Below are 12,736 nucleotides of genomic sequence, written 5' to 3'. Positions count from 1 at the left end.
GGTGCTGTGCAAGCCCGGTTCGATCAAGCCGCACACCCACTTCACGGGCGAGATCTACGTCTTGTCCAAAGATGAAGGTGGCCGTCACACGCCTTTCTTCAACAACTACCGTCCCCAGTTCTACTTCCGTACCACGGACGTTACCGGTGCGATCGAGTTGCCAGAAGGCAAAGAGATGGTCATGCCGGGTGACAACGTGTCGATCACGGTCAAGCTGATCAACCCGATCGCCATGGAAGAAGGCCTGCGCTTCGCCATCCGTGAAGGTGGCAAGACGGTCGGCGCCGGTGTGGTTGCCAAAATCATCGCGTAAATTTAATTAGTAGGGGCGTAGCTCAATTGGCAGAGCGTCGGTCTCCAAAACCGAAGGTTGATGGTTCGATTCCTTCCGCCCCTGCCACCTGATTATGTTGAAAAGGTGGATTCCAAGGCCCGCTATGAGAATAGCGGGCTTCAGCGTCTAAAGACAGCTGAGTTTGATTTGACAGACAAAAGCGCGAGATAGAGAAAATGGCCACCTCACAAGTTCAAACCGTCAGTACCGGAGTCGATAAGGCCAAGCTGGCCGTTGCTGCGTTGCTGGTTGTCGCAGCACTGGCGGCTTTTTATGTGCTGGGCAAACAGGGGCAGTTGGTCCAATGGGGTGCTTTGCTTGTGGGTCTGGCTGCCGCAGTGGTGATATTTTTTACATCCGAACCGGGCAAGGAGCTTTATTCCTTTGGCCGGGACGCTTGGCGCGAGGTCAAGAAAGTTGTCTGGCCGGCGCGCAAGGAGGCCATCCAGATGACTGCCTATGTGTTTGTTTTCGTGCTGGTGATGGCCCTGTTTCTCTGGCTGACTGACAAGACGCTCGAGTGGTTGTTTTATGACTTGATTCTGGGGTGGAAAAAATGATGACTGATGTTGTAGAAACCCCGTCAAACGATACGCCTGTTGCAGCGCAGGTCTTGGCCACCGCGCCGACCAATCCTGATTTGCGCTGGTATGTCGTCCATGCCTATTCGGGCATGGAAAAAGCCGTTGAGCGCAACATCATCGAGCGCATCAATCGCGCCGGCATGCAGGACAAGTTTGGCCGTATTCTGGTTCCAATGGAAGAAGTGGTCGAGATCAAGAACGGCCAGAAAAAAACCACGGAACGCAAGTTCTTCCCCGGCTACGTGCTGGTCGAAATGGTCATGGACGATGACACCTGGCACTTGGTCAAGCACACCAACAAGGTCACTGGCTTCGTGGGTGGCGCCAAGAACCGTCCGGCCCCCATTTCGGAGGCTGAGGTCTTGAAGATCGTCAACCAGATGCAGGAAGGCACCGAGAAGCCGCGTCACAAGGTCGAATTTGTGGTGGGTGAGTTTGTGCGCGTCAAGGATGGTCCGTTCACCGACTTCAATGGGTCGGTGGAAGACGTCAACTACGAAAAGAGCAAGGTCCGCGTGGCGGTCACGATTTTCGGCCGCGCCACACCGGTCGAGCTTGAGTTTTCGCAGATCGAAAAGACCTGATACAAATTTTTGGTTCGCATTTTTCGACTCGGTGCGAATGTAGTTAGTGAGTCGTTAACCCCGGGGAGCCAGGGCCTGCAACTTTAAGAGCACGGTCGGGGCGTTATTACCCGCAAGGAGAAAAGCATGGCGAAAAAAATCGTCGGTTTTGTCAAACTGCAAGTACCTGCAGGCAAGGCAAACCCATCCCCCCCCATCGGCCCGGCATTGGGTCAGCGCGGTTTGAACATCATGGAGTTCTGCAAGGCGTTCAACGCGCAGACCCAGGGTATCGAACCCGGTCTGCCACTGCCAGTGGTGATCACCGCTTTCGCGGACAAGAGCTTCACTTTCGTCATCAAATCGCCGCCATCGTCGATTTTGATCAAGAAGGCTGTGAAGATCGACAAGGGCTCTGCGACACCGCACACCGTCAAGGTCGGCAAGATCACGCGCGCCCAGCTCGAAGAGATCGCCAAAACCAAGATGAAAGATTTGACCGCTGCTGACATGGACGCAGCTGTTCGTACCATCGCCGGCTCTGCCCGCTCGATGGGCGTGAATGTGGAGGGTGTTTAAATGACCCAGCTCACCAAAAAACAAAAGTCCTTCCAGGGCAAGGTTGACAGCAACAAGCTGTATCCCCTGGCAGACGCTCTGGGCATCGTCAAAGAGTGTGCCAATGCCAAATTCGATGAATCCATCGATGTGGCCGTGCAGCTTGGTATTGATGCCAAGAAATCGGATCAAGTGGTGCGTGGCGCCGTCGTGCTGCCCAATGGCACCGGCAAGACCAAACGCGTTGCCGTGTTCGCCCAGGGTGCCAAGGCTGAAGAAGCCAAGGCAGCTGGCGCCGATATCGTCGGCATGGACGATCTGGCAGCCATGATCAAGGCCGGTGACATGCCTTTTGACATCGTCATTGCTGCGCCCGATGCCATGCGTGTCGTCGGTACTCTGGGCCAGATTCTGGGCCCACGTGGTTTGATGCCTAACCCCAAGGTAGGCACCGTCACGCCGGACGTGGCTACCGCTGTGAAGAACGCCAAGGCAGGTCAGGTGCAATTCCGTGTCGACAAGGCCGGTATTGTTCACTCCACGATCGGCCGTCGTTCGTTCGACACCGACAAGCTGCAAGGCAATCTGGCTGCGTTGGTGGACGCCTTGACCAAGGCCAAGCCCGCGACCAGCAAGGGTGTCTATTTGAGAAAAGTGGCAGTTTCGTCAACGATGGGTGTGGGTGTCCGCGTGGACCTCCAAACCATCGCAGCGTAATTGCAAAGAAAATCAGGTCATCTGAAATGGTGACCTGGTGTGGTGGGCTGCCTATGCTGCAAGGTGTGGGCAGGTCATCCAAGACCGTTGGTGTGCAAGCCGTAGAAGTACGAGCAAGCACTTAATCAAGGGACTTTGGGTTCGCCCAGGGCCTTTCGCCAACGCAGATGGCGATCCCGCTGCAGATGGAATTGGTTCCGAAACAGTTGGTCGCTGCAATGTGGCGTGCTTGAAGGCAATTTGCTGACAGGCACATTTTGAAGGAGTAGACCTTGAGTCTTAATCGCAGTGAGAAAGAAGCGGTCATCAGTGATGTGACTGGCCTCGCCGCAAAAGCTCAAACGCTCGTGATGGCGGAATACCGTGGTATCACGGTCGCTGACATGACCAAATTGCGCTCCACCGCGCGCAGCAATGGCGTGAGTCTGAGTGTGTTGAAGAACACACTGGCTCGCCGTGCTGTCGCGGGTAGCGGATTTGAAGTTGTGTCCGACCTGATGACCGGTCCGCTGATCTATAGCTTTTCTGAAGATGCAGTAGCTGCCGCGCGAGTGGTGGCTGACTTCGCGAAAACCAACGACAAGATGGTGATTCGCGGCGGTGCATACGGTGGAAAAGCCCTGGACGTGAACGGCGTGAAACAACTGGCAAGCATTCCTTCCAAGGAAGTATTGCTCGCACAGTTGCTGGGCTTGATGCAATCCCCGATTTCCCGTACAGCACGTGTGCTGGCGGCAATCGCGGAGAAAAAAGGCGCCGGAGTGGAAGCACCTGCAGAAGCAGCCGCTGAGGTAGCTGCGGCTTGATAGCCTGCAGCACGAAGTAACCAATATTGTTAGGAAATAAAAATGGCATTCGATAAAGACGCATTTTTGACCGCGCTGGACAGCATGACGGTCATGGAACTCAACGACCTGGTGAAAGCCATCGAAGAGAAGTTTGGCGTGAGCGCTGCAGCAATGTCGGCACCTGCTGGCGGCGGTGCTGCCGCCGCTGTGGCCGAAGAGAAGACTGAATTCAACGTTGTGCTGCTTGATGCTGGCGCAGCCAAGGTATCGGTCATCAAGGCTGTGCGCGAAATCACGGGCCTGGGCCTCAAGGAAGCGAAAGATCTGGTGGATGGCGCTCCGAAGAATGTCAAGGAAGGCATTTCCAAGGCCGATGCTGATGCTGCTTTGAAGAAGCTGATTGAAGCCGGTGCCAAGGCTGAACTCAAGTAATTGAGTTGGTCAAAGAGGCTGGGGTGCTCCAAAAGGGCCCCCAGCCTTTGCCGCTTGTAAGAGCGCACTGAAAAACGACCCTTTGGGACTTTTTGGGTGATCCGAACGGTCACCCAAAAGCCCAAAGGGGTTTTTCAGTGTCTTCTGACCCCGACTGCAGAAGATGCCTTGGTTCGGGTTGCACGCAATGTGTGACCGTCCGCCAATGATTGGTAGTGGCCAATCACCAAGCCTGTTGAGTGTGGTGCTCAACGCGACAGTCGCCTAGGACCCCCAGGATTCCTCAGTCTTTGCCCGGAGATCTCATGGCTTACACATACACCGAACGCAAGCGGATTCGCAAAAATTTTGGCAGTCGCGACAGCGTGCTTGAAATTCCCTACCTGTTGCAGATGCAAAAGGATGCCTACACCGCATTCCTCCAGGCCGATGTTCCTCCGAAAAAACGGACGGCCGAGGGACTGCAGGCTGCTTTTGAAGCAGCTTTCCCGATCATCTCCCACAACGGGTTTGTCGAGATGAAATATCTCGAATACAACCTGGCCAAACCGGCTTTTGACGTGCGCGAGTGCCAGACCCGTGGTCTGACCTTTGCTTCGGCGGTTCGGGCCAAGGTGCAGCTGTTCATCTATGACCGCGAATCTTCAACTTCGCAAAACAAGGTGATCAAAGAGGTCAAGGAGCAGGAGGTCTACATGGGCGAAGTGCCCTTGATGACTGGCAAGGGCTCTTTCATCATCAACGGCACTGAGCGCGTGATCGTGTCCCAGTTGCACCGTTCGCCCGGCGTCTTCTTTGAACACGACAAGGGCAAGACCCATAGTTCAGGCAAGCTGCTGTTTTCGGCGCGAATCATTCCTTACCGTGGTTCCTGGCTCGATTTCGAGTTCGACCCCAAAGACATCCTGTACTTCCGCGTCGACCGTCGCCGCAAGATGCCGGTCACGATCCTGCTCAAGGCGATCGGCCTGAATCACGAGTCCATCCTGGCGAATTTCTTCGTCAATGACAATTTCCGCCTGATGGACAGTGGTGCCCAGATGGAATTTGTGGCAGAACGTCTGCGTGGTGAAGTCGCGCGTTTCGATGTCACCGACAAGAGTGGCAAAGTGGTGGTCGCCAAAGACAAGCGCGTCACGGCGCGGCACACCCGCGAACTGGAGCAATCCGGTACCACGCACATCAGCGTGCCTGAGGATTTCCTGGTGGGCCGCGTGGTGGCTCGCAACATCGTCGAAGCCGATACCGGCGAAATCCTGGCCAAGGCCAACGAGGAACTGACGGAAGCGCTGCTCAAGAAATTGCGTACCGCTGGCGTGCAGGACCTGCCGTGTATTTACACCAACGAGCTGGATCAGGGTGCGTACATTTCGCAGACCCTGCGCACTGACGAAACGGTGGATGAGTTTGCGGCACGCGTCGCCATCTACCGCATGATGCGTCCTGGCGAGCCGCCAACAGAAGACGCCGTGCAGGCGCTGTTCCAGCGTTTGTTCTACAACCCCGACACCTACGACCTGTCGCGCGTGGGCCGCATGAAGTTCAACGCCAAGATGGGGCGTGCCGAATCAACCGGTCCGATGGTGCTGACCAATGAGGACATCTTGTCCGTGGTCAAGATCCTGGTGGACCTGCGCAATGGCCGTGGCGAAGTGGACGATATCGACCACCTTGGCAACCGGCGCGTGCGTTGCGTGGGCGAGTTGGCCGAGAACCAGTACCGTACCGGTCTGGCACGGATTGAAAAGGCCGTCAAAGAGCGTCTCGGCCAGGCCGAGCAGGAGCCGCTCATGCCGCATGACTTGATCAACAGCAAGCCGATTTCGGCTGCGTTGAAGGAATTCTTCGGCGCGTCGCAGTTGTCGCAGTTCATGGATCAGACCAATCCTTTGTCGGAGATCACCCACAAGCGCCGCGTATCGGCTCTTGGCCCAGGTGGTTTGACGCGTGAGCGTGCCGGCTTTGAAGTGCGCGACGTTCACGTCACCCACTACGGTCGTGTTTGCCCCATTGAAACGCCTGAAGGTCCAAACATTGGCCTGATCAATTCACTGGCGCTGTATGCCCGCCTCAACGAATACGGTTTCATTGAGACGCCTTATCGTCGCGTGGTGGACAGCAAGGTCACGATGGATATCGATTATTTGTCCGCCATTGAGGAAGGCAAATACGTTATCGCCCAAGCAAACTCCGTGCTGGACAAAGACGGCAAACTCACCGGCGAGCTGATTTCGGCCCGTGAAGCAGGTGAGTCGATTCTGGTGGGTGCCGAGCGTGTGCAGTACATGGACGTCTCCCCGGCACAGATTGTCTCGGTGGCCGCATCCCTGGTGCCTTTCCTGGAGCACGACGATGCAAACCGCGCCTTGATGGGCGCCAATATGTCGCGCCAGGCTGTGCCGATCCTGCGTCCGGAAAAGCCGCTGGTTGGAACCGGTATCGAGCGCGTTGCTGCGATTGACTCCGGCACCGTCGTCACCGCAACGCGTGGTGGTGTGGTGGATTACGTCGACGCGACCCGGGTTGTGATTCGTGTCAACGACGCAGAAGCGCAGGCCGGCGAAGTGGGTGTGGACATCTACAACCTCATCAAGTACCAGCGCTCCAATCAGAACACCAACATTCACCAGCGTCCCATTGTCAAAAAGGGCGACAAGCTGGCCAAGGGCGATGTGATTGCCGATGGCGCATCCACTGACCTGGGCGAACTGGCCTTGGGCCAGAACATGCTGATTGCGTTCATGCCGTGGAATGGCTACAACTTTGAAGACTCGATTTTGATCAGTGAGCGTGTGGTGGCGGAAGACCGCTATACCTCGATCCACATCGAAGAACTGGTGGTCATGGCGCGCGACACCAAGCTGGGGTCCGAAGAAATTACCCGCGACATCCCGAACCTGAGCGAGCAACAGCTCAACCGTCTGGACGAGTCGGGCATTATTTACGTGGGCGCTGAAGTGGAGCCTGGTGATACGCTGGTTGGCAAGGTCACGCCTAAAGGCGAGACCACGCTGACGCCTGAAGAAAAACTGCTGCGCGCCATCTTCGGCGAAAAAGCCAGCGACGTGAAAGACACGTCGCTGCGCGTCGACCAGGGCTCGAAAGGCACCGTGATCGATGTGCAGGTCTTCACCCGTGAAGGCATTGTGCGCGACCGCCGGGCGCAGCAAATCATCGACGACGAACTCAAGCGTTTCCGTCTTGATTTGAATGACCAGCTTCGCATTGTGGAAGCCGACGCATTTGACCGGATCGAGAAATTGCTGATCGGCAAGATCGCGAATGGCGGTCCTCAGAAACTGGCCAAAGGCACCAAGATCGACAAGGCCTATCTGGCTTCGGTGGATAAATTCCACTGGTTCGATATTCGCCCCGCCGACGACGAGGTCGCAACCCAGCTGGAGAGCATCAAGAACTCCAACGAGCAAACCCGCCACAGCTTTGACCTTGCCTTTGAAGAAAAGCGCAAGAAACTGACCCAGGGTGACGAGTTGCCGGCCGGCGTGTTGAAGATGGTCAAGGTCTACATTGCCGTCAAACGCCGGCTGCAGCCCGGTGACAAGATGGCCGGTCGCCATGGCAACAAGGGTGTGGTTTCCAAGATCGTCCCGGTCGAAGACATGCCCTACATGGCCGATGGCACCCCCTGCGATATCGTGCTGAACCCCTTGGGCGTTCCTTCACGAATGAACGTGGGCCAGGTGCTGGAAGTGCATTTGGGCTGGGCCGGCAAAGGCATTGGCCACCGCATTGGCGACATGTTGCAGGCAGAGGCCAAGGTGGCCGAGTTGCGCAAGTTCATGGAAGAGCTCTACAACGGCACCGGCCGCAAGGAAGAGCTGGCTCAATTGAGTGACGACGAAGTGCTGGAAATGGCGGGCAACCTGACATCCGGCGTGCCGTTCGCGACACCCGTGTTTGACGGCGCATCGGAAGAACAAATCCGGACCATGCTCAAGCTCGCGTACCCCGACGATGTGGTCAAGCAGAAAGGCCTTACCGCCGCTCGCACCCAGGCGCACCTGTATGACGGGCGTTCCGGTGATCCATTCGAGCGTCCGACCACGATTGGTTACATGCACTTCCTGAAGTTGCACCACTTGGTGGACGACAAGATGCACGCCCGTTCCACTGGTCCCTACAGCCTCGTTACCCAGCAGCCGCTGGGCGGCAAGGCGCAGTTCGGTGGTCAGCGTTTCGGCGAGATGGAGGTCTGGGCGCTCGAAGCGTACGGTGCCGCCTACACGCTGCAAGAGATGCTTACCGTCAAGTCAGACGACGTGCAAGGCCGTACCAAAGTGTACGAAAGCATTGTCAAGGGCGAACACTCGATCGAAGCCGGCATGCCGGAATCGTTCAATGTGCTGGTCAAGGAAATCCGCTCACTCGGTATCGATATCGAGTTGGAACGTAGCTAAGCACGGACAAGAAAAGGATTCAACATGAAATCATTACTCGACCTGTTCAAGCAGTTCACGCCTGATGAGCATTTCAATGCCATCAAGATTGGCATGGCCTCTCCCGAGAAGATCCGTTCCTGGTCTTTCGGCGAAGTCAAGAAACCGGAAACCATCAACTACCGCACGTTCAAGCCCGAGCGTGACGGCCTGTTTTGCGCCAAGATTTTTGGTCCCATCAAGGACTACGAATGCCTGTGCGGCAAGTACAAGCGCCTCAAGCACCGTGGCGTGATCTGCGAGAAGTGCGGCGTTGAAGTGACCCAGACCAAAGTGCGCCGCGAACGCATGGGCCACATCGATCTGGCAGCACCTTGCGCGCACATCTGGTTCCTGAAGTCACTGCCCAGCCGTTTGGGCCTGGTGCTCGACATGACCCTGCGTGACATCGAACGCGTGCTGTACTTCGAGGCTTACGTGGTAACCGATCCCGGCATGACGCCGCTGAAGAAATTCAGCATCATGTCGGAAGACGACTTCGACGCCAAATTCAAGGAATACGGTGACGAGTTCCAGGCCAAGATGGGCGCAGAAGGCATCAAGGATTTGCTGCAAAGCATTGATATTGATGGCTCGATCGAAAAGCTGCGCAATGACCCGACCGGCTCCGAGCTGAAGATCAAGAAGAACACCAAGCGACTCAAACTGCTTGAGGCGTTCAAAAAATCAGGCATCAAGCCCGAGTGGATGGTGCTGGACGTATTGCCCGTGTTGCCACCGGATTTGCGTCCCTTGGTGCCGCTGGACGGTGGTCGTTTTGCCACCTCGGACCTGAACGATCTGTATCGCCGCGTCATCAACCGCAACAGCCGCCTGCGTCGTCTGCTTGAATTGAAAGCGCCGGAGATCATTGCGCGCAATGAGAAGCGCATGCTGCAAGAAGCCGTGGACTCGCTGCTGGACAACGGTCGTCGCGGCAAAGCCATGACGGGCGCCAACAAGCGTGCCCTCAAGTCCTTGGCCGACATGATCAAAGGCAAGAGCGGCCGTTTCCGCCAGAACTTGCTGGGCAAGCGCGTCGACTACTCCGGTCGCTCCGTGATTGTGGTGGGCCCAACGCTCAAACTCCATCAGTGCGGTCTGCCGAAACTGATGGCGCTCGAATTGTTCAAACCCTTCATCTTCGCCCGCCTGGAAGCCATGGGCGTGGCCACGACCATCAAGGCGGCCAAGAAGGAAGTTGAGTCCGGCACGCCGGTGGTATGGGACATTCTGGAAGAGGTGATCAAAGAGCACCCGGTGATGCTGAACCGTGCACCTACCCTGCACCGTTTGGGCATCCAGGCCTTTGAACCGATCCTGATCGAAGGCAAAGCCATTCAGCTGCATCCGCTGGTTTGCGCCGCCTTCAACGCCGACTTTGACGGTGACCAGATGGCGGTTCACGTGCCTCTGTCCGTGGAAGCACAAGTGGAATGCCGCACATTGATGCTGGCGTCCAACAACGTGCTGTTCCCGTCGAATGGCGAGCCGTCAATCGTTCCGTCGCAAGACGTGGTGCTGGGCTTGTATTACACGACCCGGGACCGTATCAATGGCAAGGGCGAGGGCTTGATCTTTGCCGATACCGGTGAAGTGCAGCGCGCATTTGACGCTGGCGAGGTTGAACTGGCTGCCCGCATTAATGTGCGTCTGACGGAGTACACCAAGGACAAACAGACTGGCGAATTGGTGCCATCGACGACGCTGGTGGAAACCACGGCAGGTCGTGCCTTGCTGTCGGAGATATTGCCCAAGGGATTGCCGTTTGCCAACATCAACAAGGCACTGAAGAAGAAAGAAATTTCGAAGCTCATCAACGTCTCGTTCCGCAAGTGTGGACTCAAAGAAACCGTGGTGTTTGCCGACAAGTTGCTGCAATACGGTTTCCGCCTGGCGACGAAGGCCGGCATCTCGATCTGCATTGAAGACATGTTGGTGCCGACTGAAAAGCCGGGCATCATCGAGCGCGCCGAAAAAGAGGTCAAGGAGATCGGGCAACAGTACACGTCCGGCTTGGTAACGACCGGCGAGCGCTACAACAAGGTGGTCGACATCTGGGGTAAGGCCGGCGACGAAGTGTCTAAGGTGATGATGGCCCAGCTGTCCAAGGAAGTGGTCACCGACCGCCATGGCAATCAGGTTCAGCAGGAATCCTTCAATTCCATCTACATGATGGCTGACTCCGGCGCCCGTGGCTCTGCGGCCCAGATTCGCCAGGTGGCCGGCATGCGTGGCCTGATGGCCAAGCCTGATGGTTCCATCATTGAGACGCCGATCACCGCGAACTTCCGCGAAGGTCTGAACGTGCTCGAATACTTCATCTCCACCCACGGTGCCCGAAAAGGTCTCGCGGACACGGCGTTGAAGACGGCGAACTCGGGATACCTGACACGGCGTCTGGTTGACGTGACCCAGGATCTGGTCGTGACCGAACAGGATTGCGGCACCCACGGGGGTTACCTCATGCGCGCCATCGTCGAAGGCGGCGAGGTCATTGAATCGTTGCGCGACCGCATTTTGGGACGTACCGCAGCAGATGACGTCCTGCACCCGGAAAACCGTTCCGTGCTGGCTACGGCTGGCACCATGCTGGACGAAGACATGATCGAAGAGCTGGAAATCGCCGGCGTCGATGAGGTCAAGGTCCGCACGGCGCTGACTTGCGAAACCCGTTTTGGCATTTGCGCCAAATGCTACGGCCGCGATCTGGGCCGCGGTGGCCTGGTCAACGGTGGCGAAGCCGTCGGTGTGATTGCCGCGCAATCCATCGGTGAGCCAGGCACCCAGTTGACGATGCGTACCTTCCACATTGGTGGCGCCGCATCCCGCGCCGCCATTGCGTCCAGCGTGGAAGCCAAGTCCAACGGTAGCATCGGCTTCAACGCCACGATGCGCTATGTGACCAACGGCAAGAAGGAGCTGGTGGTGATTTCCCGCTCCGGTGAGATCGTCATTCATGACGAGCACGGTCGTGAGCGCGAACGTCACAAGGTGCCGTACGGCGCCGTGCTGGCGGTGAAGGCGGATCAGACCATCAAGTCAGGCGCGATTCTCGCCAACTGGGATCCATTGACACGCCCCATCATTACCGAGTTCGCCGGCAAGGCTCACTTCGAGAACGTGGAAGAAGGCCTGACCGTGGCCAAGCAGGTCGACGAGGTGACGGGTCTGTCCACCATGGTCGTGATCGATCCGAAACGCCGTGGTGCAGCCAAGGTGATCCGTCCGCAGGTCAAGTTGATTGACGCCTCCGGCAACGAGGTGAAAATCCCTGGAACCGATCACTCGGTGACCATCGGATTCCCGGTTGGGGCTCTGGTGCAGGTGCGTGATGGTCAGGATGTAGGCCCCGGCGAAGTGCTGGCACGTATCCCGATTGAAGGCCAGAAGACGCGCGATATTACCGGTGGTTTGCCGCGTGTTGCCGAGCTGTTCGAGGCACGTTCGCCGAAGGACAAGGGTGTTCTGGCTGAGATGACGGGTACCGTGTCATTCGGCAAGGAGACCAAAGGCAAGATCCGTTTGCAAATCACCGACCCTGAAGGCGCAGTCTGGGAAGAACTGGTGCCCAAAGAGAAGAGCATCATCGTGCACGAAGGCCAGGTCGTCAACAAGGGCGAAAGCGTCGTCGACGGTCCCGCCGACCCGCAAGACATTTTGCGACTGCTGGGCTCGGAAGAGCTGGCCCGCTACATTGTGGACGAGGTGCAGGACGTTTACCGCTTGCAGGGCGTGAAGATCAACGACAAGCACATCGAAGTGATTGTTCGCCAGATGTTGCGCCGGGTCGTGGTTGAGAACGCCGGGGACTCCAGCTATATCAACGGTGAGCAGGTTGAACGCTCGGAGATGCTCAACACCAATGATGCATTGCGCGCCGAGGGCAAGACGCCAGCGACTTTCACCAATTTGCTGCTGGGTATTACCAAAGCATCGTTGTCCACCGACAGCTTCATCAGTGCGGCATCCTTCCAGGAAACTACCCGTGTTCTGACCGAAGCAGCCATCATGGGCAAGCGCGACGAATTGCGTGGTTTGAAGGAAAACGTGATTGTTGGCCGACTGATCCCTGCCGGGACCGGTTTGGCGTATCACGAAGCTCGCAAGGTTCGCGAGAATATGGACGATGTCGAGCGCCGCGCCATTGCCGAAGCTGAAGCTGCCGAACTGGCCGGTGAGGCTGAGGCAACGGAATCAAACGAAGGATCGGCTACCGAGTAACCCTCGATACGCTGCCAAAACGATAGCGCCTCAGGCCCTTTTTACGGGGGCTTGAGGCGTTTTTCATTGCTGCTTTTGCAGGTTTTTGCCTGACTGAATC

The 12,736-nt window shown here is 57.0% G+C and carries 8 protein-coding genes, 1 tRNA gene and 1 pseudogene; all 10 read left to right on the top strand.

The features are described from left to right. A pseudogene (tuf, locus tag Q7T10_RS16365) lies at positions 1–313 on the top strand (elongation factor Tu); the annotation flags it as partial. 11 nt (positions 314–324) lie between these two features. After that, a tRNA-Trp gene (locus Q7T10_RS16360) sits at positions 325–400 on the top strand. Positions 401–510: 110 nt separating this feature from the next. Continuing rightward, positions 511–894, top strand: coding sequence for a preprotein translocase subunit SecE (gene secE, locus Q7T10_RS16355; protein ID WP_304750349.1), 384 nt, complete (start codon positions 511–513; stop codon positions 892–894). Continuing rightward, positions 891–1,502, top strand: coding sequence for a transcription termination/antitermination protein NusG (gene nusG / locus Q7T10_RS16350; RefSeq protein ID WP_370653786.1), 612 nt, complete (start codon positions 891–893; stop codon positions 1,500–1,502). The genes secE and nusG overlap by 4 nt, the downstream gene beginning before the upstream one ends. A gap of 126 nt (positions 1,503–1,628) precedes the next feature. Next, positions 1,629–2,060, top strand: a complete 432-nt coding sequence (rplK, locus tag Q7T10_RS16345; RefSeq protein WP_296444265.1) for a 50S ribosomal protein L11 — start codon at positions 1,629–1,631, stop codon at positions 2,058–2,060. Continuing rightward, positions 2,061–2,756 carry a 50S ribosomal protein L1 gene (rplA, locus tag Q7T10_RS16340; RefSeq protein ID WP_304750346.1) on the top strand — a complete coding sequence of 232 codons (696 nt, stop codon included), beginning with the start codon at positions 2,061–2,063 and terminating at the stop codon, positions 2,754–2,756. Between the two features lie 272 nt (positions 2,757–3,028). After that, positions 3,029–3,562 (top strand): 50S ribosomal protein L10, encoded by a 534-nt coding sequence (gene rplJ / locus Q7T10_RS16335; RefSeq protein WP_304750344.1) that lies wholly within the window; start codon positions 3,029–3,031, stop codon positions 3,560–3,562. A gap of 42 nt (positions 3,563–3,604) precedes the next feature. Beyond that, positions 3,605–3,976, top strand: a complete 372-nt coding sequence (gene rplL / locus Q7T10_RS16330) for a 50S ribosomal protein L7/L12 (RefSeq protein WP_304750343.1) — start codon at positions 3,605–3,607, stop codon at positions 3,974–3,976. 305 nt (positions 3,977–4,281) lie between these two features. Beyond that, the gene (gene rpoB, locus Q7T10_RS16325) at positions 4,282–8,394 is read left to right on the top strand and encodes a DNA-directed RNA polymerase subunit beta (protein ID WP_304750342.1); all 4,113 of its coding nucleotides are present in this window, start codon (positions 4,282–4,284) and stop codon (positions 8,392–8,394) included. A gap of 24 nt (positions 8,395–8,418) precedes the next feature. Further along, positions 8,419–12,636 (top strand): DNA-directed RNA polymerase subunit beta', encoded by a 4,218-nt coding sequence (gene rpoC, locus Q7T10_RS16320; protein ID WP_304750340.1) that lies wholly within the window; start codon positions 8,419–8,421, stop codon positions 12,634–12,636. Positions 12,637–12,736: the final 100 nt, after the last annotated feature.

Origin of the sequence: Rhodoferax sp., from assembly GCF_030646845.1 — a bacterium.
Taxonomy (GTDB): Bacteria; Pseudomonadota; Gammaproteobacteria; order Burkholderiales; family Burkholderiaceae_C; genus Rhodoferax.
The sequence above is the reverse complement of the archived record's forward strand: the minus strand, read 5'-3'. Positions and strand labels throughout refer to the sequence as shown.

What these genes read in the sequence shown, in the direction of transcription:
- rplA (WP_304750346.1), top strand. Translation starts at nt 2,061, where the DNA reads ATGACCCAGCTCACCAAAAAACAAAAGTCCTTCCAGGGCAAGGTTGAC.
- rpoC (WP_304750340.1), top strand. Translation starts at nt 8,419, where the DNA reads ATGAAATCATTACTCGACCTGTTCAAGCAGTTCACGCCTGATGAGCAT.
- secE (WP_304750349.1), top strand. Translation starts at nt 511, where the DNA reads ATGGCCACCTCACAAGTTCAAACCGTCAGTACCGGAGTCGATAAGGCC.
- rplL (WP_304750343.1), top strand. Translation starts at nt 3,605, where the DNA reads ATGGCATTCGATAAAGACGCATTTTTGACCGCGCTGGACAGCATGACG.
- nusG (WP_370653786.1), top strand. Translation starts at nt 891, where the DNA reads ATGATGACTGATGTTGTAGAAACCCCGTCAAACGATACGCCTGTTGCA.
- rplK (WP_296444265.1), top strand. Translation starts at nt 1,629, where the DNA reads ATGGCGAAAAAAATCGTCGGTTTTGTCAAACTGCAAGTACCTGCAGGC.
- rpoB (WP_304750342.1), top strand. Translation starts at nt 4,282, where the DNA reads ATGGCTTACACATACACCGAACGCAAGCGGATTCGCAAAAATTTTGGC.